The 26558-nt window shown below is 40.6% G+C and carries 24 protein-coding genes; 13 read left to right on the forward strand and 11 right to left on the reverse strand.

The features are described 5' to 3' along the window. The first annotated feature begins 27 nt into the window (after positions 1-27). The gene (locus SAE01_RS19695) at positions 28-1131 is read left to right on the forward strand and encodes a hypothetical protein (protein WP_147205521.1); all 1104 of its coding nucleotides are present in this window, start codon (positions 28-30) and stop codon (positions 1129-1131) included. Here the strand turns inward: SAE01_RS19695 and SAE01_RS19700 are convergent. Continuing rightward, positions 1128-1640 carry a DUF4352 domain-containing protein gene (locus tag SAE01_RS19700; RefSeq protein ID WP_147205522.1) on the reverse strand — a complete coding sequence of 171 codons (513 nt, stop codon included), beginning with the start codon at positions 1638-1640 and terminating at the stop codon, positions 1128-1130. The two genes, SAE01_RS19695 and SAE01_RS19700, sit on opposite strands and share 4 nt — an antisense overlap. Positions 1641-1843: 203 nt before the next feature. Between SAE01_RS19700 and SAE01_RS19705 the strand changes: the two genes are divergently transcribed. The 4 genes from SAE01_RS19705 (at position 1844) to purE (ending at position 6764) form a co-directional block, all read left to right on the forward strand. Next, positions 1844-2530 (forward strand): hypothetical protein, encoded by a 687-nt coding sequence (locus SAE01_RS19705; RefSeq protein WP_147205523.1) that lies wholly within the window; start codon positions 1844-1846, stop codon positions 2528-2530. Further along, positions 2511-3572 carry a sensor histidine kinase gene (locus tag SAE01_RS19710; protein WP_147205524.1) on the forward strand — a complete coding sequence of 354 codons (1062 nt, stop codon included), beginning with the start codon at positions 2511-2513 and terminating at the stop codon, positions 3570-3572. The genes SAE01_RS19705 and SAE01_RS19710 overlap by 20 nt, the downstream gene beginning before the upstream one ends. Positions 3573-3861: 289 nt before the next feature. Continuing rightward, a complete protein-coding gene (locus tag SAE01_RS19715) occupies positions 3862-6060 on the forward strand; it encodes a sensor histidine kinase (protein ID WP_147205525.1) in 2199 nt (732 codons plus the stop codon). A gap of 152 nt (positions 6061-6212) precedes the next feature. Then, positions 6213-6764, forward strand: coding sequence for a 5-(carboxyamino)imidazole ribonucleotide mutase (gene purE, locus SAE01_RS19720; RefSeq protein WP_147205526.1), 552 nt, complete (start codon positions 6213-6215; stop codon positions 6762-6764). 82 nt (positions 6765-6846) lie between these two features. Here purE and SAE01_RS19725 read toward each other — a convergent pair whose 3' ends face one another. After that, positions 6847-7206, reverse strand: a complete 360-nt coding sequence (locus SAE01_RS19725; RefSeq protein WP_147205527.1) for a hypothetical protein — start codon at positions 7204-7206, stop codon at positions 6847-6849. Positions 7207-7375: 169 nt separating this feature from the next. On the opposite strand from SAE01_RS19725, the gene SAE01_RS19730 reads away from it, so the two are divergent. Continuing rightward, positions 7376-7825 carry a DUF1569 domain-containing protein gene (locus tag SAE01_RS19730; protein ID WP_147205528.1) on the forward strand — a complete coding sequence of 150 codons (450 nt, stop codon included), beginning with the start codon at positions 7376-7378 and terminating at the stop codon, positions 7823-7825. Positions 7826-7893: 68 nt separating this feature from the next. On the opposite strand, the gene SAE01_RS24575 is transcribed toward SAE01_RS19730, so the two are convergent. From SAE01_RS24575 to SAE01_RS19745, 4 genes are all read right to left on the reverse strand, one after another. After that, positions 7894-8064, reverse strand: a complete 171-nt coding sequence (locus tag SAE01_RS24575) for a hypothetical protein (protein WP_170234213.1) — start codon at positions 8062-8064, stop codon at positions 7894-7896. A gap of 66 nt (positions 8065-8130) precedes the next feature. Next, complete coding sequence (locus SAE01_RS19735) at positions 8131-8580, reverse strand: response regulator (protein ID WP_147205529.1); 450 nt, start codon at positions 8578-8580, stop codon at positions 8131-8133. A gap of 158 nt (positions 8581-8738) precedes the next feature. Continuing rightward, positions 8739-9881, reverse strand: coding sequence for a glycosyltransferase family 4 protein (locus SAE01_RS19740; RefSeq protein WP_147205530.1), 1143 nt, complete (start codon positions 9879-9881; stop codon positions 8739-8741). Further along, on the reverse strand, positions 9881-11182 hold the full coding sequence (locus SAE01_RS19745) for an MATE family efflux transporter (protein WP_147205531.1): 1302 nt from the start codon (positions 11180-11182) through the stop codon (positions 9881-9883). The genes SAE01_RS19740 and SAE01_RS19745 overlap by 1 nt, the downstream gene beginning before the upstream one ends. A gap of 228 nt (positions 11183-11410) precedes the next feature. On the opposite strand from SAE01_RS19745, the gene SAE01_RS19750 reads away from it, so the two are divergent. The 3 genes from SAE01_RS19750 (at position 11411) to SAE01_RS19760 (ending at position 14691) form a co-directional block, all read left to right on the forward strand. Next, positions 11411-12085, forward strand: a complete 675-nt coding sequence (locus SAE01_RS19750; protein WP_147205532.1) for a protein-glutamine glutaminase family protein — start codon at positions 11411-11413, stop codon at positions 12083-12085. 241 nt (positions 12086-12326) lie between these two features. Further along, positions 12327-13208 carry a cysteine synthase CysM gene (gene cysM / locus SAE01_RS19755; protein WP_147205533.1) on the forward strand — a complete coding sequence of 294 codons (882 nt, stop codon included), beginning with the start codon at positions 12327-12329 and terminating at the stop codon, positions 13206-13208. 241 nt (positions 13209-13449) lie between these two features. Next, on the forward strand, positions 13450-14691 hold the full coding sequence (locus tag SAE01_RS19760) for a multidrug effflux MFS transporter (RefSeq protein ID WP_147205534.1): 1242 nt from the start codon (positions 13450-13452) through the stop codon (positions 14689-14691). Here the strand turns inward: SAE01_RS19760 and SAE01_RS19765 are convergent. From SAE01_RS19765 to SAE01_RS19775, 3 genes are all read right to left on the reverse strand, one after another. Then, positions 14688-15170 carry a DUF2243 domain-containing protein gene (locus SAE01_RS19765; protein ID WP_218029204.1) on the reverse strand — a complete coding sequence of 161 codons (483 nt, stop codon included), beginning with the start codon at positions 15168-15170 and terminating at the stop codon, positions 14688-14690. The genes SAE01_RS19760 and SAE01_RS19765 overlap by 4 nt on opposite strands. 316 nt (positions 15171-15486) lie before the next feature. Further along, a complete protein-coding gene (locus tag SAE01_RS19770; RefSeq protein ID WP_147205535.1) occupies positions 15487-16857 on the reverse strand; it encodes a glucuronyl esterase domain-containing protein in 1371 nt (456 codons plus the stop codon). Positions 16858-16947: 90 nt separating this feature from the next. Then, on the reverse strand, positions 16948-18912 hold the full coding sequence (locus tag SAE01_RS19775; protein ID WP_246113287.1) for a sialate O-acetylesterase: 1965 nt from the start codon (positions 18910-18912) through the stop codon (positions 16948-16950). A 285-nt stretch (positions 18913-19197) separates the two neighbouring features. Between SAE01_RS19775 and SAE01_RS19780 the strand changes: the two genes are divergently transcribed. From SAE01_RS19780 to SAE01_RS19795, 4 genes are all read left to right on the forward strand, one after another. Then, positions 19198-21351, forward strand: a complete 2154-nt coding sequence (locus SAE01_RS19780; protein ID WP_147205536.1) for an alpha-glucuronidase family glycosyl hydrolase — start codon at positions 19198-19200, stop codon at positions 21349-21351. Positions 21352-21403: 52 nt separating this feature from the next. Next, complete coding sequence (locus SAE01_RS19785; protein ID WP_147205537.1) at positions 21404-22192, forward strand: polysaccharide deacetylase family protein; 789 nt, start codon at positions 21404-21406, stop codon at positions 22190-22192. Between the two features lie 68 nt (positions 22193-22260). Next, complete coding sequence (locus SAE01_RS19790; RefSeq protein ID WP_246113288.1) at positions 22261-23355, forward strand: endo-1,4-beta-xylanase; 1095 nt, start codon at positions 22261-22263, stop codon at positions 23353-23355. Between the two features lie 123 nt (positions 23356-23478). Beyond that, the gene (locus tag SAE01_RS19795) at positions 23479-24558 is read left to right on the forward strand and encodes a glycoside hydrolase family 43 protein (RefSeq protein ID WP_147205539.1); all 1080 of its coding nucleotides are present in this window, start codon (positions 23479-23481) and stop codon (positions 24556-24558) included. A 302-nt stretch (positions 24559-24860) separates the two neighbouring features. On the opposite strand, the gene SAE01_RS19800 is transcribed toward SAE01_RS19795, so the two are convergent. Then, entirely contained in the window at positions 24861-25796 is a 936-nt protein-coding gene (locus tag SAE01_RS19800; RefSeq protein WP_246113289.1) for a cation diffusion facilitator family transporter, read from the reverse strand. An 81-nt stretch (positions 25797-25877) separates the two neighbouring features. Further along, the gene (locus SAE01_RS19805) at positions 25878-26441 is read right to left on the reverse strand and encodes an NADPH-dependent FMN reductase (RefSeq protein WP_147205540.1); all 564 of its coding nucleotides are present in this window, start codon (positions 26439-26441) and stop codon (positions 25878-25880) included. Positions 26442-26558 lie beyond the last annotated feature (117 nt).

A 26558-nucleotide genomic window follows, 5' to 3' on the forward strand; every position in this document is an offset into this window, starting at 1 on the left:
ATGCTTCTATCTGATAAATTTTTTCCCATGAAAATATTTTTATTGGCATTAGCTTTTTCGAGCTGGATCTTCTATGCTGCCAACTATCATAAACACTTCGAAAAGAATTTCCCTCCTTACGAATCTTTCAATTCGACAACAACGGGCCTTTTTGAAACAGATGATGTATTGGACATTAAACTAAGTGGAAGTCTACGTGAAATTTTTGGTGATCGTACCGAAAACGCAAAGTACCGTCCTATAGTTGTTTCTTATGCTTCAAAAGACAGCGGTGAAATTACTGTTGCCGCTGAAGCGAAAACTCGCGGCCATTTTCGCAAGACTGTCGGAAACTGTTCATACCCTCCTCTTATGCTTCATTTTATAAAAAACGCAACTTTTAAGTCTTCTGTCTTTAACGACCAGGCAAAACTTAAATTGGTAATGCCCTGCCAGGGAGATGAATATGTTGTAAGGGAATGGATGGTTTATCGCATTTATAATTTAATTACCCCAAAAAGCTTTAAAGCACGACTCGTTCGTATAGAGTTGGAGGATACAAAAAAGAAAAAGAAGACATCACCTTTTTATGGTATCCTACTGGAGGAAGAGCAACAGATGGCAAAAAGAAACCGGTCAGTTTTGATAGATAAACAAATGCTGAAACCTCAGCAAATCGACGAGACAAATTTTCTAACAATGGCTGTGTTTGAATACCTTATTGGTAACACAGACTGGTCCGTGCAATACCAGCAGAACGTAAGATTATTGCTGCAAGACTCTACCGCTTTCCCAAACGCTGTGCCTTACGATTTTGACCATGCAGGCCTGGTCAATGCACCATATGCGAAACCTGCGGAAGAGCTTCAAATGTATTCAGTTGTAGAACGGCGGTTCCGGGGATACTGTGTGCCAAATATGAAAAAATTCGATGAAGTAATTTCTGTTTTTAAACGTTTAAAAAAGGACATCTACAGCCTCTATACCGATTGTCCGCTCTTAGATGCAGGTTATATAAAAGCTACAAAAAAATACTTCGATGAATTTTATGCCACCATTAATAATGGCAAGGCGATGCAAAAAGAGTTTTCTTACCCATGCGATGAAAATGGAACGGGCAATGTTGTTATTAAAGGTCTCCGAAAAAACTAATAAGGAGGAGACGGATTTAAATCGAATTCAATAACCGCTTTTGCAGAAAGAAAGGCGTTTTCTTCCTTGGCTACCCTGTTACTAAAACGATAACTCACATAGTCGAGCATCTCACCGTCTTTCTTGCACTTTTTGGGAGTTAAAACATAATTTTCAGATCCGTCGACATTCCTTTCAATCATTGTCTCAAGTGGCAGCCTAAGGTGTCCAAGGGAGAGGTTTTTTAATGATCTTGGTTTAGCGGCCATGGAATCCAAAGTGATCAAACCGCCCAATTTGTTATCATTGCCATCGTAAGCATAGCCTGTTAAAATATAGCTTTTGCTATTTACCTGCTTAAAAGAAAAATCAAAGTATTTGAATGACGGGTAGCTGTTAAGAATATTTTTTACAGTACTTCCTCGCAGAGTTACAATGCAATAACTATCCTTATCCCCCTGACTAAAAGAGGTCATAAAAAAACATAAGAAAAACATTGAGAGGAATACGGGTATTAATAATTTCTTCATGCTCGAGTATTTGTTTTAGATAAGGTTTAGGAAGTAAGGTCGACAAAAAATTCAATGAATACTACAAGTAACAGAGTTTTACGTAAATATGCAAGAGCTACAAACGAAACTTGCTATATTACTTGTGATAAGAAAGTAACCAATCCAAATAGTTGCAGTTCTAATTTCTCAATCCTAATTTGAGAAGTCTTTACGACTCACTTATGAAACATCTAAACTTCAGCACGCTTCTCAAGCAGGTATTGGACTGGTCTGAGGTTTGGGCAATACTGATACCATTATTCATATTACGTATAACACATAAAAAACAGCCATTTTATTTAAAGCCCGTCATAACATATTTATGGCTGGCACTTGTAATGAACCTCCTGGTGGACGTTGTCGGAGATTTTAAAGCCTACCTTCCAAGCTGGGCGCAAAGCAATAATCCCATCTATAATATTCATTCATTGGTGAGGTTTGGCTGTTTTAGCTACTTTTTTATTTTATTGCGAAAATCACTGGCAACAAGATTTAAAAAAATTATCCTCTGGACATTTGTTGTATTTATCATTGTCAACTTCTTTTTCTTCGAAACGTTCTTTAACCCGCGGCATCTTAGCGGAGATCTTTTAGCAGTCGAGGCTTATCTTTTACTGATTTGTTGCATGCAATATTACCTGTCGCAATTGCGCCAGAACGAGGAAGGCATTTCAGAGGATGCTGACTTTTGGGTGGTAACGGGCCTGAGTATTTTTGTAGTAATAAATTTCTTTCTCTTCCTGTTTTATGTTCCTATGATTACTGAGAATCCTGCGCTGGCTGATAAAATGTGGGATATTCACAATGTTGCCTACATCATTTTTTGTATTTTAATAGCTAAAGCTTTTTATGTACCTGCTCGCAATTGATCTTGAATACCGGGTTATCATTGGCATTTCAGCTATGGTAATCCTCTTTACCAGTTTCATTATTTCTTTTGTTATAAGCCATCGAAAAAAGCTTCAGTACCACAAAGACTTGCACATCCTGCACCAGGAGCAACAACGAATGCTAACCGAACAAAATGAATTGCTCGAAAAAGGAGTACAACAAAGAACCGCAGAATTATCAAAGCAAAAAGAAGAGCTTGAAAAAACAATTTCTCATCTTAAACTAACACAGGCCCAATTAATACAAGTAGAAAAGATGGCCTCACTAGGGCAACTTACAGCGGGCATCGCACACGAAATTCAAAACCCTTTAAACTTCGTCAACAATTTTTCTGAAGTAAGCACAGAATTGGTTGAGGAAATGGAAGAAGCTTTAAAAAAGGATTCGAAAGAAGAGGCAGTAACCATTGCTACCGACCTTAAAGAAAACCTTAGAAAAATAGCCCATCATGGAAAACGTGCAGATGTTATTGTAAAAGGAATGCTTCAGCATACTCAAATAAGCACTGGAAAAAAAGAGCTGGTAAGAATTAATGAATTGGCAAATGAATACCTAAGGATAACGTACAACGGTTTTTCTCTAAAGGATAAATCTTTCTATGCAGTTATAGAAACGGATTTTGATGAACGTATAGGAAAGGTTGAAGTGGTGCCGCAGGATATTGGAAGGGTACTCCTGAACCTGTTCAACAACGCCTTTTATGCTGTTATCGAAAAGAAAAGACAATTGAACGGAAGCTTTGAACCAATAGTGGCAGTAAAAACAAAAATGGGAAAATCGGGATCCACGGATAAGGCCGAAACAATTTCAATTATCGTGAGGGACAATGGTTGTGGCATTTCTTCTAAACTCGTTCATAAAATATTTCAACCATTCTTTACAACAAAACCAACAGGGCAAGGAACAGGTCTGGGATTGTCAATTAGTTACGATATAGTAAAAGCGCACGGCGGAGAATTAATCGTTGAAACTGAAGAAGGCAAATACTCCTCCTTTGAAATTTTATTACCGCTCAAATAATATTGCTTGAACCGTTGTGTCTGCACATACACCTTTGCCGCCGATTGAAAAAGGACTGAGAATTAGAATGTAAGGAACCGTTGAAAGGCAAAAAGGTAAGACATCATCTTTATTTACTGCTCCTGTTTTGCATGTTTGACGAATAAAGGTGATAAGTATAAGGGTGTGACACAACGATGTTGAAATTGGTTTCGACGTTGGTAAAACAAAAATTTGTTTTCTATACAAGCCTTAAGAGTCTTGCTCCTTGGTTTAATTGAAATCGGTTTGCTCAATAGGAATTTTTTTTATGGTGAAAGTTTACATATTACTGTTATTTATTTTCCCACTGGATTTGTTTGCCCAGCTGTCCATTCCTCCTGCCTATACGATTGATTCAGATACTGCACATTCTAAAATCCTGGATAGAAGTAATTGGCAAATGCTGGAAGATACAAGTGGTGGTAAGTGGACTATCAGCGAAGTAAGCGGTTCAGCTATTTCTAATCTTTTTCATGAAGAAATTGAGGGAGGTGAAAAACTTAATTCTCCTGTTAATACTTATTGGATCCGGTTTAAATTGAAGAGTAATTTATCCCGGATCGCAAACTTGTCTTTGCAACAAAAAAGCGCTTACGCTGATTTTTACGTTGCACGATCTGATGGGAAATGGATACATAAAACAACGGGGTATAATACGCCCTGGAGTGACCGGGACGGATACAAATTGGTGACCGCTGTTCCAATTATTGTAAAGCCGGGCGAAGAGGTGACTGTATACGAAAAGGTAGTTTTTGACTACCGGGCTACCAGGCCACAACCACTTGAAGCAAGATTTGTTTTTACTGAAAAGCTAGTGCAGGATATTTATATTGAGAATGACACTTTTCTGTTCAAAACTATTCTTGGATCATTCTTTATAGGCCTGCTGTTTTTCGCTGCCGTGTTTAATTTTTTCTTTTTCCTGGTGGTTCGTGAGAGGGTTTATCTCTACTACTCACTCTGCCTTTTGGTCGGAACGGTAAACGAATACCATACTATTTACTACCACGTTTTTTTTAGAGATCATCCTTATCTTTTGAATACAAACCTCATATTTTTCCTGGTACTTGTCAACTACTTCGCCATTCAAATGGAGAGGCATTTTCTTAATACTTTCACTCGTTTGCCACGGTGGGATAAATTTTTGCAAGCATCTGTTTTTTTTCAGTTTGCAGCTGCATTGGTTATTTATTTTATTGGTCCCCACCTTGCTAATAGCACAGATATTATTTTATGGAAAGTATGGGATTGGATACAGGGAATTGTCTTGATTAGCATACTTACAACGTTTCTGTTATTTATCAGAAAGCGAGACAAGGCAGCCAGGCAATTCATTATTGCTTGTCTTCCAGTGGCAACCGTCTGGATGGTGAATTATATAATTATTCATGGCACCAACAGCTCGATCGCTGCAGAGTGGAACATGTATTACGACAGGATTGAACTGCTATGCATTTCATCGCTCGTTATTATTTTATCATGGTTATTGTTTGACAGGTATAACACTCTGCGAAAAGAAAATGCGGAGCGGGCTCTTTTAAACGAACGGCTGGCAAAAGAAAAAGAGATAGAAAGAAGCCAGCTAATTGCGCAGCAAAAAGTGGTTTTAGAAGAAGAAGTTGCAGCTCGAACTGCGGAATTGAAGCAATCACTGGCAGACTTGAAAGCAGCAGAAAAACAGTTGATACAAAGAGAGAAAATGGCGTCGCTGGGAGAACTGACCGCGGGCATCGCTCACGAAATACAAAACCCATTAAACTTCGTAAACAATTTCTCTGAAGTAAGTGCTGAACTACTCGAAGAATTACGGTCCGGTCCCTTAGCAACGCTACAAGACGGATTTAAATCAGAAGCCGATGATGTAGTCGCCGACCTCACCGCCAATCTCCATAAAATAAAACATCACGGCAAGCGGGCTGAGTCAATTGTAAAAGCAATGCTTCAACACTCAAGTAGCATTACCGGTAAGAAAGAAATCACAGACATTAATTTGCTTGTCGATGAATATCTGCATGTAAGCTATAGCGGCATGGAGGCAAAAGACAAAACATTTAATGTAAAGCTGGTTACTGATTATGATGAAAGCATAGGAAAAATAGAAGTAGTTCAACAGGATATTGGACGGGTTTTGCTCAACTTGTATAACAACGCATTCTATGCGGTCAGCGAAAAAAAGAGAGCTATAAACGTTCAAACTGCTGAGATATACCAACCAACCGTTTTAGTAAGTACAAAAAAAATAACCGGGCGTGTGAAAATTTGTGTAAGAGACAACGGTGTAGGTATTCCGGAGGAGATTGTTGACAAAATCTTCCAGCCATTCTTTACCACTAAACCTACGGGACAAGGAACGGGTTTAGGTTTATCGTTGAGCTACGACATTTTGAAAGCAAATGAAGGAGAGATTAAAGTGGAAACAAAAGAAGGTGAATACAGCGAGTTTATTATTGAGCTTCCTTTAAAATAGAGTTCGTTCCTATATGCCCTGCTGAATTCAACCTGCTGAAAAACAACACTCCTCTAAAACAATCCTCAAGCATCTCCTTCCTCCTCCATGTCTCTTACTATGTTTATCTTTAACCTTTTTTAACAGGCTTTTTCTAAAATTAAATAATCAGCATGGCAGATAGAGATCTTCAAAACACAGCCTTGATAACACCTTTAGTGGGAATAATTATGGGAAGCGACAGTGACCTGCCAGTTATGAAAGCTGCGGCTGATGTTTTAAAAGATTTTGCAATTCCATTTGAGTTAACAGTGGTGTCGGCACACCGAACACCTTTAAGAATGGTGGAATACGCAAAGGCGGCAAGGGAAAGAGGCTTGAAAGTTATCATTGCTGGTGCCGGTGGCGCAGCACATTTACCAGGAATGGTAGCGGCCATTACTCCGCTGCCTGTTATCGGGGTTCCCGTAAAATCTTCTAACAGTATTGATGGATGGGACTCTATCTTATCCATACTACAAATGCCAAACGGGGTACCAGTTGCAACGGTTGCCTTGAACGCTTCAAAGAATGCCGGAATTCTTGCTGCAAAAATGATTGCGTTAAGTGACGAAGTTGTATCACGAAAATTGATTGATTTTATGGCTTCTCAAGAAAAGTCGGTGAATGAAAAAATCACTTTTCTTTTGAATGAAGGATGGCCTAATGAATTTGATAAACTCTAATAGCAAGCTTAGGAACAGGTAGATTTTGATTAAAAGAAAAAGCCGCTTAAAAGTAAGCGGCTTCAATTTTTAGCTTGTTAACTTAAGGTTGTTTGTCTTTAAGTCCACTCTCCTCCACGTAGTGGCGGTGGCCTTTCTTGTCAACCCAGTAGTACTTCGACTCGTTTGTAATGTAGATAGTTTCGCCACCGGGACCAGCTTTACCTTCATACGTTTTATCTACTATTTCCGATTGACCTTTAGAAGCTACTTCTGCAGTTTTTTTACCCGCGGCACTAGCGCCTTTTGAAACTGCGCGTCCTGTAGCTTTAGCGCTTTTCTTTATAAAACGACCTGTAGCCTTAGCGTCTTTTTTAATTTCCTGTCCCACTGTTTTATCTTCTTCCTGTGCATTTGCAAAAGAAAAGGTTAGTAAGAAAATAGCAACAAATACCTTTTTCATAATTAAGAGATTTAATGAATGAATACTCTGCTACTGTCTAAAATTATACCAACCCTTAAAACTTGTGCAGGAGTATTCGAGTGAATATCATTAGAAACTAATTTCTACCTTCTTCATTTAATATTTATCTTAGTATCAACTTATTGTGTATTTATACCGGCCTGTTTATATGAAAAATTTATTTCAACCTGAAGCGCTAGAGGAGATAAAACAAAGGATGCAAAAGCTGCAGCCGAATACAGAAAGACTATGGGGAAAGATGGAAGTTGCTCAAATGCTGGCACATTGCAGCGCAGCAATGGAAGTAGCGGTAGGTGACAAACATCCTCCAAGAATATTTATTGGTCGTCTGATAGGACCCTTTATAAAGTCAGTTTTTACAAATGAAAAACCTCTACGAAAAAGCACCCCAACCGACAAGAGTTTCCTGGTGATTGATCAGCGGAATTTTGAGAAAGAAAAATCGCGATTGCTAGAGTTGGTGGAGCGGTTTTCAAAAGGTGGCCCTCAAAAAGTAACCACGCACCCTCACTCTTCTTTTGGAAAACTTACTCCAGTAGAGTGGAGTACAGGAATGTACAAACATCTGGATCATCACCTCCGTCAATTTGGGGTCTGACTTTTACTTCCGTCGTAAAAGCTAAAAAGATGCAAACTTAAAATTTGCATCTTTTTAATTTACACCGGTTATTTCTTTTGCTCTGTCGGCTCATCTTGTTCCATTCCCGGTTCCCTATCGACTTTTTTCCCTTTTAGATCATCGGTAGTCAATTTGTTTTCGTCCTGTTTTCCGGGATCGTTTTGCTTGTTTTTTTCGTCGCTTTGTCCGTAATCCTGGTTATCGTTGGAGAGTGGCATATCTATATTTTTAATTGTTATAATGAAACAACAAAAACAATTATGCCACATAAAAGGTAGAAAATACTAATCTTCAGTCACCACAAAATTCTCCATTGCAGGTTTCCCCTTGTGCTGCCAATTAATAGCGCCGATTTTTTTAACTACCTGCACCATCCCATCGAAATTATTAGGCTTAACTACAAACAGGTTAGCACCTTTTTGATAGCTTGCTTCAATGATTTTTGAATTTGTGGTGGTAGAATAAATAATTAAAGGAAGTGAGGTGAATTCAGGGTAACTTCTTATTTCTGCAAGCGCCTCAAGTCCATCTTTATGAGGCATATTTATGTCGATAATAACAACGTCAGGCAGAGGTTTATTTTTAAGAAAAGACAAAAGACTATTGCCGTCATTAGCATGAGACAAAACTATGTTCAGGTCTGAATGTTCTAAAGCCTCATTAAACAAATATGATTCATCTGAATCGTCATCGGCAAATAAAATATGTAGGGGCGCTATCTCTTCTGTTTTCACTTATATTGGGGGTATGTATTAAGGTTTTAACACGGATAATTGGACGGCAAATTAAATTCATTTTTATTTAACAAATGGAAAAAAGATGATTGAGTATTGGAATTAAGGCAGTACGGCAAAGAAAAAATAGACTTGGGTTAAAATAATATTGAAATGAGTTATGATTGAATGGAACTAAACCAGTCAAGAAACTGCTTTCCAATACTTTGATAGTTGAACTTGTTTCGGGTCTGCAAAGAAATAGCGAGCGGGTCAAATTGCTGATGCTGCCGTATCATTAGTAGTATTTTCGCAGCAAGTGCTTTTACATTTTCACTCTGCACAAAAACACCATTAAAATTGTCTTTGATTAATTCCCTCGTCACTTCCAAATCACTTACAATTACTGGTAGCCCGCACGCGTTTGCTTCTATAATTACACACCCAAAGGTTTCGTGCCTGGTAAAAAATACGAACACGTCGCTTTGCTGCATTATCTCCGCTACCTCCTGGTAATTTCTCTCATTCCACAAAGTGACATTCGCCCCCAAACCGAGCTCATTTATCAGCTCGTTTATTGAGTTAGGTAAGGGACCTACAAGATTCAAAGTAAAATGAGGAGTTCCCTTTTTCACTTCTGCAAATGCCTCCAACATTCCTTCAACATTTTTTTGAGGGGCCATATTTGACACGTGTACAAAAGTTACCCTTTCATTAGATATCTCATGGTTGTAGTAAAACAAACTGGAGTCAACTACATTAGGAATCACCACTGCTGCCTTATCGAGAACGAGTTTACTTTTTAATGTATTTGCCAAATAATGAGAAACTGCATGAAACGAGGCGCTGTGGTGAAATACCCACTTAAACATTGCTTTTCTAGCCCGCTTCATCTGATCAAACCTACCATCTACATACAGCGTCGACTGCTCAGAAACTATATAGGGAACTTTATAAAACACCTTTATAACGAAGCCGACAATCTGATTTTTCTGCAAAACATACAACTGCGTTAGGCTGATTTTTTCTTCCCTGTTTAGAGCTTTGAATGTTTTGAGGCAGTAATAGTTGTAACTGATAAAAGATAAAAGATTGTCGATCCATTCGATAGAGCTGAAAGATGGATAGTAATAATAGATTTCAGTAAGAGCACCTTTTTGAATAGTTACAATATCCTTTTTTTTAACAGATCTATCTTTTATCGGAAACACCACCGATACTTTGCAAAACTGCGAGACGGCGTACATGTGTCTTTGAATGAAATCGCCGCTTAACTTATCAATCTTACTTGGATACCAACCCGGAAAGACCACAATGTGCATCACTTTGAATTTGGAGAACGATTAGCAATAAGGGAAGTATAAGTTTTTAGTTTGAACGTTTCTGACGTAAAAATGTCTTTCCAGCCAATGGTTGCCTGCTGCATAAATAACAGCAAAGAAACTATAAAAGCAGTTGTGTAACCTAAAGAACTAACCAGGGCTGCACCGGTAATGCCCATTCTTTTTATTAAAACTACATCCCCGATTAAAACAATCACAAGCCCCGCACTCGTACTGATCACGTTGTAGGCGGGTTTGTTTTTAGCACCAAAAAAAGCAGCTATAATAATATGCATCGACAAGAAAAGAATACCGGGCAACAGCACGAGAAACGGGACATACATTTCATCAAACGTCTTTCCAAACAGCCATAAAAAAACAGGACTGCTAAACAAATAAGATGCAATGATTATAATAATGTATAACGGAACAAACAGCGTAATCATCCGAACGATGTACTTCACCATGTTGGCATTTTCACCTTTCGCCGCTTGCGGGTAAACGGCACTTGCAATGATCGAAGGAATAATCAAAAACAACTGCCCCATCTTGGAAACCTGCACATAATTACCCAACGATTTTGCAGAGCACCATGCTTCTACAAAAAGATAGTCAACACGATTGATGAGGTAGTAAGCAATGTTGGCAAACAAAGCAATTACCGCAAATCGAAAAAGCATTTTATATTCCTGCAAAGTAGGTAGTTGCAACTTGCTGACGGGTGAATACAGGGTCAGGTATAATATTGCGAGGCCAAGACCCTGCAGTATAAATTGAAGGAAATAAATGTAGAGGAATTGCTCCCGGTTAAGGCCCATAAAGCCCTTGGCAAAAAACGGGACCAGTATAATGACAATCACGTTTATTGCGCTCATCAAAATATTAGGCACAGCATAATTTTGCCTGGCATAAAACAAAGAGGTAAAAAAATTATTCAGCGAGATGCCGAAAGTGTAAGCAACGCCGGCTACCAAAAGAAACAGATAATCCGAGGTAATAAAATGCTGGCTGATTAAAAACATGGTACAGCCAACACTAAAAATGGCTACAATAAAAGGCCAGATGATGGAAACCAGCGCGAGCTTGTTTCCCGAGATCTGGTTGCTTGCACTAAAATAAGTCATGCTGGAATCCAGGCTCACCCCTCCTATCAAGACTACCAGGAAAAAATTATTTGAGATAAAATAAATCCAGCCGCTTTGTGGTGCTTCATAAATCCTGGCGATGCAAACGTTGAGAAGTAGTGTGGTAATAAAATAAATCCCCCTCCACAGAAAACTGTCCAGCAAAGCCTTTTTCATAGCCAAATGTAGGGAAAAGCTGTTTGGGCGTTTAGGTCGGATACCCTTGCTATCCGACTTAACCCTATAAAAGATTTTCTTTTTTGGTCACAAACACCAGCTCATTGTGCTGCCCTGGTTGTGTCACTCTCTTCAACTTGTAGCACAATGGTTTGCAATCTCTATCGTGTTACAGAAAGATTTCACGCAAAACTATTATGTCCACCGTAAAGTATCTTAGCGACGAATATGGTAAAAGACCTAATTATTAAAACACTCTTTGTTGACTCTTTATCCGATGAAATAGATACCGGTGAAGGTGTTTCAATAGAGGATGCAACCCACCTTTTCACATTTTTCAAAAACTGTTCTCTTTTCCGTTGGAGTGATGCAAATAACGATTGCGAAGACAGGGCTAATGCAATCTGCATTCTACTCGATAGCTGGAATATTCCGAATTATAAGGGTTGGGTCTTCAGTGGTTATGTGTTTAGGAAGATTGGCTTTCTAAAAAACATGTGGAAATACCACGTAGCAGCAGCTATCCCTGTAGTGGAAGGAAATGAAGTAAACATTTACGTGATCGATCCGGCAACGCTCGATGCATTGATGAAAGTGGAAGACTGGGCTGCTAATGTAACAGACAACCCGCAGAGCTACCACCTTGTGAAACGAGGAACTACTTATATTTTTCCAGCCAACATAAGGAAAGACAAATGGTACGACCGAAACAAGCGAAATTATAACTGGACAATTCAGGGCCTCTCAGGAATTAACGGCGTCTCCACTAAGGGGAAAGCGCAACTTCGCTTCAACAAGAAGCGGGTATTGAAGACAAGACATTTGTTTAATGAATTAAGAAAGACAAAGCCTACTTTTTTAAGTCCTGCCATACATCAGTTTACCGGGCAGGAGAATGGCTGATAGTTTTGTTACTGTAACAGTGTGCGACGCAAGAGAATCTCATTAGGATTACTAATGCCGGTAACAATAATTCTTATTCAAAAACACAAATTGTTTTAACCTTTTTCGCCCTAATTTTTGAAAAGGCAAAAGTTGGCTTACCCTTCTTCCCTTCGTCACGAAAATCACATAATCTTCTAAAGATTTCATTATCTGCCTATCATCATAGACCTTTGCCACCGGTTAAATTAAAATAATTAAGATGGCTGGAATACTTGACCTTGTTGGCAATACACCGATAGTTGAATTACAAAAAATACCGACCAATAAGGCGGTTACAATTTATGCGAAGCTGGAGGGAAATAATCCTGGCGGAAGTGTAAAAGACCGTGCTGCCTATGGTATGATAAAAGGGGCGATTGACCGCGGAGAAATTAAACCAGGCATTAAACTGATTGAAGCAACTAGTGGCAATACCGGTATTGCACTTGCCCTTATTGCTAGCTTATTCGATGTTGAAATAGAAATTGTAATGCCTGAAGATGCGACTCGCGAAAGGGTATTAACCATGCAGGCTTTTGGCGCAAAAGTGATTTTAACGCCTAAGTCTCAATCGATGGAAGGCGCTATCGATTATGCCGCAGCACAGGTTGAAAAAGGGGGCTACCTAATGTTAAACCAATTTGGCAACCCGGATAATCACGCTATGCATCACAAAACGACGGGGCCTGAAATCTGGCGCGATACCGATGGAAAGGTGACCCATTTTGTTTCAGCTATGGGAACAACAGGAACAATTATGGGCGTGTCGGAATTTTTAAAAGAGAAGAACAGTGATATCCAGATAGTCGGCTGCCAGCCAAGCGAGGGCTCGCATATACCGGGAATAAGAAAGTGGCAGGACGCGTATTTGCCGAAAATATTTAAGAAAGAAAGGATAGACCGCATTATAGAAGTTGATGAAAAAGATGCCCGGGCAATGACAAAAAGGCTAGCTCGTGAAGAAGGCATTTTTTCCGGCATGAGTAGCGGCGGAGCAGTGCACGCCGCAATTGAACTGTCGAAAGAACTGAGTTCCGGAGTTATTGTTTGCATCATCTGCGACCGTGGCGACCGGTATTTGTCTTCGGACTTATTCGACTAGGAGTTGTGAGTAATAAGTTTTGAGTTTGAAGTTTTGAGTTTTGAGTTTAAAGTTTCAAGTTTCAAGTTTTTGCGTCTGAACTTTTGTTTAGGAAAAGTAGAAGGGTATTTGAAACATTATTCATTATTCATTATTCATTCAATAATCAACCTGTTCCTCCCTCACTTAAAACTTACCACTTACCACTTACAACTCACAACTAACATCCTCTTTTGGCACAATTTTAAAACTGTAGCTCTGCATGAAGGGAAGGGAAAAATTTAAACTTATTTTGATATTGGGCCTCTTGTCTGCAATTGGTCCGTTTTCAATTGATATGTACCTACCGGGGTTTCCTTCTATTGCTGCGGACCTGCATACGACTGTCGCAAAAATCTCATTATCACTTTCAAGCTTTTTCATAGGTATTTCGTTTGGGCAGATGTTGTACGGCCCGTTGCTCGACCGGTATGGACGAAAAAGACCTTTATACTTGGGATTAACCGCGTATTTCATCGCTTCTGTTGGCTGTACAATAGCTACTTCCGCCGACCAGTTGATATGGCTACGATTGCTGCAGGCTCTGGGCAGTTGTTCGGGCATGGTAGCATCGAGGGCAATGGTACGTGACCTTTTTCCTGTAAATGAGAATGCAAAGGTCTTCTCGCTGCTTATGCTTGTTGTTGGCGTCTCGCCCATTATTGCACCAACCTTAGGCGGCTATTTGAGCTCAGAATTTAGCTGGCACTACGTGTTCGCGGTATTGTCGGTCATGTCCGCATTAATACTTTTAGCTGTACACTTTTACTTGCCGGAAAGCAGGAAACCGGACCCTAACTTTTCGCTAAAGCCAAAACCTATAATCAATGGTTTTTTAAGTGTTGCGAAAGAGCCACAATTTTATACCTATGCGTTGGCTGGTTCCATTGCATCGGCTGGTTTGTATGCATACATTTCCGGATCACCTTCTGTTTTTATGGAGTTGTATAAAGTAACTGAAAAACAATACGGTTGGATCTTCGCAATGGTGGCCATTGGGCTCATCACTTCAAGTCAGCTTAACACAGTTATGTTGAGAAAATATAAAAGTGAACAAATAGTGGTGATAGCACTGTTGTGTCAATCCGTTATTGGAGCGTTGCTGGTAACCGGAACTATCTTTGAATATCTAGGGCTTTACATGACGGTTGTTTTATGCTTTCTTTTCCTTAGTTGCCAGGGCTTTACTTTCCCTAACACGTCTGCCCTATCATTGGCACCTTTTTCTAAAACTGCCGGCAGTGCATCAGCTTTGTTAGGAAGCGTGCAAATGGGGATAGGAGCTTTTACTTCAGCACTTGTAAGTTATTTAACTAACGGAACCGCAATACCAATGACTGGTGTGATGGCTTGCTGCGCTTTAACTGCATTTATGATATTAGTCGTAGGCGGTAGAATAATCCGGAGCAAAATGTCTGTAGAGCAAGCGCAACAAGAGTCCGCCGAAATGCTTGTTACCTCTTAAGTACTTTTATGTGTGCTTTCAAAATCCTCGCCCTTGCGCCTTTTAGAAATTAGTAACCCGACAACAATAAAAAGAATTGACAAACCGAGGAAACCTAAATTCCATAATTGCTTATCAGGTGTTATTTCTCTCACGTTGTGCAATTTCAAAAGCTGGTGATCTGCTATTCCCTCCAATAAATTAAATAATCCCCAACCAAATAGCATTCCTCCGGCAAGTAGGTTTCCTGAACGGTTTATATCTTTTCGACGCAATAATTTCCAAAGTAAAATAACGCCTGTTATTGTAACAAGTAGCGTGAAGGCATGAAAGATTCCATCCCAAAACATATTTACACTTTTACCAATGTAGGTTGTTGCAGGAATTTTATTAGACAGCATCTCGTGCCACTGCAATATTTGATGCAGGACAATTCCATCAATAAAACCTCCTAACCCTATACCTAAAACAGTTGCAGCGGCCATTAGGAAAAGCAGCAACAGCGGCCCTATGGGTTTTTAACGAAAAAGAAGAAATGACGGCAACAACAAAAGCCAACGCTATAAAAGGCAAAAGGATAATAAAAAGGTTTGGATAAAAAGTACTGTCAAAAATTGCTTCCCTTATTTCCTTATTGCAATTGACACAAGCTGAGGCTTTGCTACCTATAAAACACAGGGTAAAAAAGGCAAAAGGTTTAATTGCTTTCATTAATATACTGGTTAATTGAACATCACTATTATACGTTTATATTCAAAAATTTAACCAAGTGTGTACTGAGTAATAGGGAATAAAACAACAAGTCATCTTCGAAGTCTACTTCAGGTAGTGGCTTGCATATTGAATAAAAGTCTCCCAGTTGGGGCCCGTCGTGTGACCGCCACTATGCTGGCGAAACGCTACTTCTCCATCTACCAAAGGGGTTTCGATTGGTGGAAATTCAGTGGTACCTAAATCTTTTTTACCCAAAAGCTTATATACCGGTCCCGCATGAACACCTCCTAAAAACATTCCTTTTGCGTCTATCCACTGGCCCTCTACTTTTGGGGATCCTGAACTGATAAAGACGGGACGTGGCGCGCACAAAGCGACCAGCTCGTGCGCATCGACAGGTAAATCATTGGGTGTTAAAGGGCCAACATATTTTATAAAGTTTCCGGCAAACCAGTGATATTCTCCCGATGAAGCAAGGTTCTCCACCTGCTCGCCAAATACGCGTCTAAGTATTTTTGCACCACCCGCGCCTGACGATCCTATAAATGCAATGGCAAAACGAGGTTCGTAGGCCATTGCAACAAGAGCAGCTTTACCATACCTTGAAAGACCTTCAATGCCTAATTTTTTTGTATCAACCGCTTTGTCTGTCTCATAATAATCAATTGCACGACTTGCACCCCACGCCCACGCTTTTAAAGTACCCCAATCATCTGGTTTACGTGGCTGCCCTTTGTTGACCAGTCCGATAATGCCTTGGGTTAAACCTGCACCATTGTCTGCCTGGAAACTTGTCGGAACGATGACTGCACAACCCCAGCCTTTTTCCAAGAGCTGTTCCTGCCAATTTTTTACAACGGGAGTTCCAGCGGGAGGAGGAGGCATTCTAAAACCGGGAGGAAATACAAAACCAAATTCAGTAATTACAGGAACCGGCCCTTTTGCATTGGTGGGCGTGGTTAACGTAAGCTGTATGTCAACAGTAGTTTTTGGATAGGCTGAGTTATCGACATGGCCCAACAAATATTTTGTAATGGCTTTTATATCTCCAATAGTCGTATCCGCTGTTCGTGTCACCTCCCATCTTACTTTCGGCGTTTTTGCAGGTACCCGGCCGTATACTTCACGATCAAAATCTTCTACTATTTCCGCTCGGCGGTGCGACCACCACATTTTTGCTGTAGTAACTTTTTTGCCATTTTTTAGTACTAAGGGATCGGGAAGCGTAGTATAAGGTGTTGCTTTTGCCTCATCACTATTAGCAGCATTGGGCGCTTGCGGATTACCAGATGGACCGGGCCGTGTAGAAGTTATATGCAACTGGTCGAGCATATTTTGATAATCCTGCTGTGTGCTCTTTTGCATCGCACGCATCATACTATCTCTCCTGATGCTGTCGGCAGGGGAACGCTGAGTTTGGGCAGAAGCTGCAGTAACAGTACACAACGCAACGAGGCAAGTAACAATTTTCATTTTTTTGATTTCAATATGTGATAGAATGTGGAAGGGTGCGACGCAAGTAAAGATTGGTAGAATTACTTAAGCTTGCTATATGAAAAATCTCTAATGATCCGTCCTAAAGGGCGATGCAGGCAGACCTTCCTTATTATATAAATTTGCCCCGTCAGGATTATCAGCCCAGGCATAACGAACGAACATTGGGTTTGTAATGTGATCACTCCACACCACCACTTTATCGCCTTCAATTTTCGCTGTGGCCCATACAAACTTTTTGTCGGCACCTGCAATTTCAACACGGTATAGTTCTTCGCCATCATTGGCTATTAGTCCACCGCCAACATGATCAAACGTGAGAACAATCTTATTACCTTCTATTGCTGCTGCCTTAAAAAGCGGACCGGAAGGTACAACTGCACCATCGTGATAAGCAACTTTCATAGCTGCCAATGCTAAACGGTCGCCTACTTCTTTTTTTCTGTCGGGATGAATATCGTTCCACTCGCCCAGGTCAATCGCTACAGCCATACCGGTATTTTGAACAGATAAAGTTTTTAACTGAGCTTCCCTCAATACTGCCCACGGACTCTCAGAAGGTACATATTGAACTTCCTGGAAGTTGGGAAGTTGTACATACAAGAATGGAAGATCAGGTTGTTTCCACTTGCTCCTCCAATCAGCTATCAGCCCGGGAAGAAGCTTGTCATACTCGGCAGCATTATTTATATTCGATTCTCCCTGGTACCACAAAACACCCTTAATGGTAAAGTTGTTGACGGGAGCAGCCATCGCATTATATAGCGACGTGGGCTGATTTTGTGCAGATATGCCACCTCCACCCCCAACTCCTTGTCGTGTATAGACTTCACCTACTTTATATTGCCATGTTCCCTTCAGATCAATTGTATCGCTCCCGGCGGAGAGGTAATAAGGTTTATCAGGCACAAATCCTCCTTTGCCAAAATTGTTTAGGACCCGAATGACAAACACATTCTTCCCGGGCTTGAGCACCCCTGCCGGTAATGCATATCTTCTTTGAGGATACATATAAGTTGTATTGCCGGCAAGCTTACCATTTACATATAAAAAGTCCGCATCTACAATTCTGCCAAGAGCAATTTTTGCAGGCTTGCCAATCATAGAAATCGGCACATCTATTTCACGTCTATACCAAACTGCGCCGTCTAAATCTTTTATGCCCTGGTCTTCCCAATACCCGGGGATGTTGATAGTATGCCAACCCTTAGGAATATAGCCTGAATCGTACCATCGCTTAGCGGCTAACAAGCCTTTGTCTTGCTGGCGCTGAGGAGTATTTGCATTGGCTGCAGAAGCTTTCCTGTTTAGCCCATTGACATAAGCTGTATCCTTGTTTTTTTCAATTGTGGAAATAATGGTCGGAAAATCTTTAAACCCTTCTTCACTCGTCCAGGCTTCGATAGGTGTGCCGCCGACGCTGGCATTAATCAGCCCAATTGGAACGTGATATTTTTCGTAAATAGCTTTGGCGAAAAAGTATGCAACCGCTGAAAATTGAAGCACATCTTTTGGGTTAGCGGATTTCCAGGAACCCATTGGTAAATCCTCCTTTGGACCTTTTAGATCAGTTAATGTAGGAATCCAAAAATGCCTGATTGCACTAAAATTTGCCTGCGCTATTTCATTTGCGTATCTCTCTTTATGCAGATCCATCTGGTGCACCATATTTGATTGCCCCGAACAAAACCAGACGTCACCAACTAGTATATTACTGAGGGTGATATGGTTTGTTGCATCAATGTTCATTGTGTATGGGCCGCCGGCCTTTAAGGGTGCTAATACAACCTTCCACTTGCCATCCTCTCCCGCCTTCGTTTTATACTTTCTGCCATTAAAGGTTATGGTTACGGTTTCATTATTATCTGCCCAACCCCAAATGTTTACTTTGCTATCTCTTTGCAAGACCATACTATCCCGGACAAGCATGGGAAGTTTGACTGCAGAAAAAGTTGAACTGGCAACTATTAAGCATCCTGCCAACACTAACAACCGGCATACTTTATTTCTCATATCTACTTTAGATAAAAACATGAAACCAAAATTTTTGAAATTTAAAACGCAATAAAAACACCAGGAACTTTGGAAGTGCCAGGTTGCTGGAAACCTAAACTACCCAGATAGAGACACTTCGACGTCTACTCAACCGACTGCAAAATATTTTGTTTTTCGTCGCATTGATTGTTTTGTCACGGTTCGTCTCTATAAAGGCAATACAAATAAAGACCAAATAATTAAATGCAACCGATCGCAGCAATAATTGTAAATGTGTTTACTTTAGCGCCTCTCATCTAAAATACCTTGTACTACGTCCATTATATGAAAGAGTTTTTGTGCGCTTGTTTATTTCTTATTGCAATGCCCTCAGCGAAGGCGGATGACGGATACAGGCTCTGGCTGCGATACGAGTTAGTAAATAATTCAACTTTGCTAAGTAACTATCGCAATGCTGTTACATCTGTTTACTTGCCGGGAACCTCGCCTTCGTTACTGGCAGCGAAGGATGAATTACAAATGGGACTGGAAGGACTATTAGGCAAAAAGGTTTCTTTTCAAAATACCCTTGCAAACGCGCAGTTGGTTGTAGGCACTCCGGCAAGCTCTTCTCAAATTGCAGCGCTTCCATTATCAAATCAGTTGTCTAAAGCCGGAGATGAAGGATTTGTGATTGTTTCGACCACGCGATCCCAAAAGAAAATTATAGCAATCGCGGCGAATACTGATATCGGCGTGCTTTATGGTGTCTTTCATTTTTTGCGATTGATGCAAACGCAACAAAACATCCAACACCTTGCAGTTACTTCTGCCCCTAAAACAAAATATCGCTTAATTGACCACTGGGATAATCTTAACCGCACCGTTGAAAGAGGTTATGCAGGGTTTTCCATCTGGAACTGGCACACTCTTCCCCGTTATATCGACCAGCGGTATATTGACTATGCACGGGCAAATGCTTCCATTGGTATTAACGGAGTGGTAGTAACAAACGTGAATGCCAACGCTTTGATCCTTACAAAAGAATACCTTGAAAAAGTAGCAGCTTTGGCAAACGTCTTTCGCCCCTATGGCATCAAAATATATTTAACCGGGCGATTTAGCGCTCCAATCGAAATAGGGAAATTGAAAACCGCCGACCCTTTAAATGCCGAAGTAAGGCAGTGGTGGAAAAACAAGATCGATGAGATCTATACCAACATTCCCGATTTTGGTGGTTTTTTAATCAAAGCAAATTCAGAAGGACAGCCGGGACCGCAAGATTATAAGAGAACACATGCAGATGGAGCAAACATGTTTGCTGAAGCCCTTGCACCTCACAAAGGAATAGTGATGTGGCGGGCTTTTGTATATAGCAATGAAAGTCCGGAAGACCGTTTAAAACAAGCCTACGCCGAGTTTAAACCACTCGATGGAAAGTTCAACAACAACGTAGCTATCCAGGTAAAAAACGGCCCGCTCGATTTTCAACCCCGCGAACCTTTTTCTCCCCTTTTTGGCGCTATGCCTAAAACGCCCTTGTTTATAGAATACCAACTCACGCAGGAATATTTAGGCTTTTCTACCCATCTTGTTTTTATGGCGCCCTTGTTTAAGGAGGTCCTAAATGCAGACACCTATGAAAAGGGCAAAGGGTCAACGGTGGCTAAAGTATTAGACGGATCATTGGATGGGCAGGCTCTAACAGGAATGGCAGGAGTGGCTAACATAGGAAATGACATCAACTGGACGGGTCATCCTTTTGGGCAAGCTAACTGGTACACGTTGGGTCGACTGGCCTGGGATCACCAGTTATCGTCTGCCCAAATTGCGAATGAATGGGTGAGACAAACTTTTGGAAATAGCAAACCTCTTGTTGACACAGTCGAAAAAATGATGCTGTCTTCCCGCGAAGCAATGGTAAATTATATGACTCCACTGGGACTTCATCACATCATGGGTTATGGCCATCATTATGGTCCCGCCCCGTGGTTTGATAAAGCTTCACGGGCTGATTGGAATCCTGTTTATTTCCATAAGGCAGACTCTATCGGCATTGGATTTGACAGAACTGCCAACGGCACCAATTACTTATCTCAATACGCTCCTGAGGTCAGGAAGCAGTTTGAAGATATCAACACTTGTCCGGAAGAATATTTGCTCTGGTTTCACCACGTTTCATGGAAACATACTATGAAGTCGGGTAGAAATTTATGGGAGGAGTTGTGCTATAGGTATTATGCGGGAGTAGATTCAGTTCGCGTGATGCAAAAGGAATGGAACAGCCTCGAAAAATTGGTGGACAAACAAAGGTTTAACCAGGTAAAAATGTTGTTAGCTGTGCAGGAAAAAGAAGCAGTTTGGTGGAGAAATTCCTGCCTGTTGTATTTTCAAACATTTTCAAAAATGCCAATTCCGCCGAGTTATGAAAAGCCGGATCAGACATTGGAATATTATAAGAACCTGAACTTTCCATTTGCGCCGGGAAACGGGCGTTAGGGTGAGAGGAGTAAAACGGCTATTGAATCAAACAAAACGACGGACCAGAAAAATGCAACAAATATTCTTACTCATTCTTATCTCGTGTATCGCTTCAGGCTCTTTTGCCCAAAACGGAAGGTTATGGAACAACCGCAAATGTGCTGTCTCCTTAACATACGACGATGCTATAAATGTTGATCTCGACAATGTAATTCCTGCTTTAGACTCAGTGGGCCTCAAGGGTTCTTTTTATCTATCCGGCTACTCCGGAGCCTTATCCGCAAGGATCGATGAGTGGAGATCAATTGCAAAAAACGGTCATGAACTAGGCAACCACACGCTTTACCATCCATGCGCAGGTGGTCCGGGAAGAAGTTTTGTAACGCCGGACTACGACTTAAACAGGTATACTTTCCGCAGGTTAGTTGACGAGATCAAAATGACCAATACTTTACTTAAAGCAATAGACGGAAAAACAAAAAGAACTTTTGCTTATCCCTGCGGTGATACTAAAATCGGTGACTCATCTTATGTAGATCTTTTAAAAAATGACTTTGTTGCAGCAAGAGGAACTGTTGCGCGAATGCCTGCAATAAAACAAATTGATCCATACAATATCGAATGCTATGTTATCAACGGAGAGACCGGCGACCAGCTTATCTCGCTAGTCAAAAAGGCAATGGAAACAAACACACTGCTTGTCTTTCTTTTTCACGGAGTGGGCGGCGGCCATAGCCTTAATGTTTCTTTACAAGCGCATAGCCAGCTTTTACATTTCTTAAAACAAAATCAAAAAGACGTTTGGACTGCTCCAATGATCGACATTGCAGGGTACGTAAAGGACTACAACAAGAAATAATCGAAGAGTTACATTTCGGGGAAAGTGAAAAACATATCTAAAAACATTAAAACTACAATTAGCCAATTTTGAAGAACAAATTTTTAAGCGCTACAATCATTCTAAGCATCGTTGCTGCTTCCTGTAGTTCGCAACGCGCTGCCACTACGACCGCCGCAAACAAGGGATTGAAAGATTACTATAGAAGTTTTTTCCCTGTAGGAGTAGCAGTCGCCCCTAGAAACCTGGCAGGCGATGAAGCACAATTAATTTTGCGCGAGTTTAATAGTCTTACGCCTGAGAATGCGATGAAGATGGGCCCGATCCATCCACAGGAAGACAAGTATAACTGGGCGGACGCCGATTCAATTGTAAATTTTGCGCAACGGCATGGATTAAAGGTTAGGGGCCATAATTTGTGCTGGCATAGCCAGGCTCCGCGCTGGATGTTTACAGATAAGGAAGGTAAAACGGTTTCAAAGGAAGTTTTGCTACAACGCCTAAAGGATCATATTACAACTGTTGTAAACAGGTACAAAGGAAAATTATACGCGTGGGATGTGGTTAATGAAGCCATTTCAGACGCCCCGGACGAATACCTCCGAAACTCAGAATGGTTAAAAATCTGTGGCGAAGAATATATTGCCAAAGCCTTTCAATATGCGCATGAAGTAGATCCTGATGCAGTCTTATTTTATAACGACTACAACGAAATAAGCCCGGTAAAAAGAGAAAAGATTTACAAGCTTGTAAAAGGATTGAAAGACGCAGGCGTGCCGATTCATGGAGTTGGCCTGCAGGGACATTGGGCAGTGAACGAACCTTCACAAGGACAGCTGGATAGTACGATCAAAAGGTTTGCAGACCTTGGACTAAAAGTGCAGGTGACGGAATTAGACATTTCCGTTTACCCGAAAGAACACAACGCAAGGCAAAGGCAGGCTAATGATAACGACACCAGTTTCACTCCACAAAAAGAACAGAAACAACTCGAGGTGTACAAAATGAGCTTCGACCTTTTTAGAAAATACCGCAATGTTATGTCTGGTGTTACTTTCTGGAATATTTCTGACAGAAGCAGCTGGCTTGATGACTTTCCTGTTCGAAACCGTAAAGACTATCCGCTGCTGTTCGACAGAAATTTAAAACCGAAGAAAGTGTATGGGGAGGTTGTAAACTTTTAAGGGCATTTTTGGTACAAGCTTAATAATACAATTGGGCATCGTTGCGTCGCACTTCGTTCATCGGCAAATCTTTTATCACCTTACTTTCAACCTATTTCTAACAATTAAAGTTTTTCTTTAAATATGATCAATCGTACAAAACTCTGCTCGACCGTGGTTGCCGTTTCCGCTCTATTGGCCGCTACTACTAACCTCGATGCACAAAAAGCTTTTAACAGCAGCGATCACTACTTAGCTCAACCTTTAATAAAAAATATTTATACCGCGGATCCTTCAGCCCATGTTTTTAAGGGCAAGATCTACATTTATCCTTCCCACGATGTCGAAGCAGGCGTAAAAGAAAATGACAATGGAGATCATTTTGATATGCGTGATTATCATATCCTTTCAATGTCGAGCATACCAGGAAAAGTTACAGACCATGGCGTTGCATTAAGCGTTAAAGACATTTCCTGGGCGGGGCGTCAACTATGGGCGCCTGATGCAGCTTATAAGAATGGAACTTATTACCTCTATTTTCCTGTTAAGGATAAACAGGATGTTTTTAAAATTGGGGTAGCAACAAGCAAATCACCAACGGGCCCTTTCAAGGCGCAGCCCAAACCAATCGAGGGCAGCTTCAGTATCGACCCTGCTGTTTTTACTGATACAGATGGTAACTCGTACATGTATTTCGGCGGCATCTGGGGCGGGCAACTGCAAAGGTGGTCCAATGGAAAATATGATGAAAACGGATCGAAAACAGACCTTGGAAAAGCAGACGAACCAGCGCTCACTGCTAAAGTAGCGAAGATGAGCAAAAACATGCTGGAGTTTGATGGCCCTGTAAGAGATGTTCAAATTGTTGACAAAGAAGGCAAGCCTTTATTAACGAAAGATCATAACCGACGCTTTTTCGAAGGAGGTTGGATGCACAAATACAAAGGGAAATATTACTTCTCGTATTCTACCGGCGATACACATTTATTGGCCTATGCTATTGGAGACAACCCCTTTGGACCGTTTACTTACGAAGGTATTTTTATGAATCCTGTAGAGGGATGGACAACGCACCACTCGATAGTAGAGTTTAAAGGAAAATGGTACATCTTTTACCACGACACACAATTGTCAGGAAAAACTCACTTGAGAAATATAAAAGTGGCCGAGCTAAAACACAATGCTGACGGCACGATTTCGATGGTAGAGACTTACAAGAAATAATTTGACTATACCTAAATAAAAGAGCCCATTGCAAATCAAAAAAATTGCAATGGGCTCTTTTATTTAGAAAAATAGAATAGCGCTAAATGAAATTAGCGCGGCTTATTATTGTTGGCACAACAAGCGATAATACTCTAATAATTCCTTCAGTGAAATTCCAATGGAGCTAACTTCCGCAGCTTCATAATAATAATCTTCCGGCATTTAATCTCGTTTCGATAGAAACGCAAAAGCTTTTGAAATTATTATTCTATTTGAAAAAAGTAAGCAATTCTATTCAAAGTAGTAGTTGATGCAATTGCTCAACAATTAGTAACTACGCAAGGGTCATCCGCAAATTCTGTTTCAATCGTCATATGCTGAATGTTCATGTGCAACAAGCGGTGCTTTAATTCATCTTTTACCGCTTTGACCCCTTTTTTGTCGATAGTTGTATCAAGTACTAGGTGGACGGTCATCGCATTTTCACTTGTGCTCAGCGCCCATACATGTATGTGGTGAATATTTTTTATCCCTGCAATTTTTAGCGCTTCTGTTTTTATCTTTTCAAGATCTATGTTTTTTGGGACGCCATCCAGTGAAAGCCTTAAACTGTCTTTAAGCAACTTCCAGGTACTACCTAAAATAACCAGGGCAATAACAATACTTATTACGGGGTCAATCCAAAACCAATTGGTATACATCATCACTATACCTCCGACAACAATACCTGCACTCACTGCAGCGTCAGCCATTAAATGCAAATAAGCGCTCTTGATATTAAGATCGTTCTCTTTATTCTTGAAGAATAACAGCGCTGTAATAAAATTGATAGCGATACCAATGCCTGCAACAATTGCAATGGTCTTTCCAGGTAAAGGTTCAGGATTATTAAAGCGATGAAGGGCCTCATAAATAATAGCTCCTATCGAAATCAGCAAAACGGCCCCATTAAACAACGCCACCAGGATGGTCGTCTTGCGATAGCCGTAAGTGTATCTCGGATTCGACTTAACCTTCATTAACCTAAAGGCCAATAAAGAAAGGGCGAGGCTTCCTACGTCCACTAGGTTGTGTCCTGCATCTGACAATAAAGAGAGCGATTTTACCGACAGGCCAACAACTACCTCTATTACAACAAATAAAAAATTAAGTACTATGCCAATAACAAATGAACTATTTACATTGGTAAGAACAATGCTGTGACTATGATCGTGATGTGAATGGTTGTGTTCCATGAATGAATGCAATAGTATCAAAATTAATGATTTACTATTAGCAAGAAAGGTGTTGTCTTATGCACCAGGAGGAACTGAAATACTTATGAATGATGCCAAATATCATTCGGTTGTTGGATGACTGAGGACTTTGCTGTGCATAGAAAAAGTAAATGCTTCGATCAATTCTTCAATTGCAGCCAATGTTATTTTATCAGTGATTTCCGAACTGTAATTAATTTTCGTTTTCGCAAATGAAATTAATAATTGAGACTTCTCTCCTACTTCGGCCTCAATCATTTGCAGGGTACCTAACAACGACTCATGTGCTTTTGCGCCGGAGGTAGCCGCTGTAATGAGGGCAACAGGTTTATGTGACAACTCGCAAGAAGAGACCAACCAATCGAGCGCATTTTTTAAAGAACCTGGTACTCCTAATGCATATTCAGGCGTACAAATCAGCACTCCGTCTGATTCTACTATTAACCTTCGAAACTCGGCAACTTCACTCGGCGGAGTATCGGTATCTAAGTCGGGATTAAAATGCGGTAACGCGGCTAGCGAAGGATACATGTTAATCTCAAAGCTTTGATTGCCCAAAGCGGCAACGGCCTCAATGAAGTTTAGATTGGTTGACTTGCTTCTTGTACTTCCGCATAAGGCTAACACTTTTTTTCTCTCTGGCATATAAAAACATTTGCAGAGATTGAATATACAATGAAGCCGTTATTTCCAACAAAACTTATCTGCTTGAAAACTGGCCTCGGAGTTAGAAATCTTAGATACGATGTTGAACAAGGGTCT

It is taken from the genome of Segetibacter aerophilus (assembly GCF_007991655.1).
In the GTDB taxonomy this organism is placed as follows: domain Bacteria; phylum Bacteroidota; class Bacteroidia; order Chitinophagales; family Chitinophagaceae; genus Segetibacter; species Segetibacter aerophilus.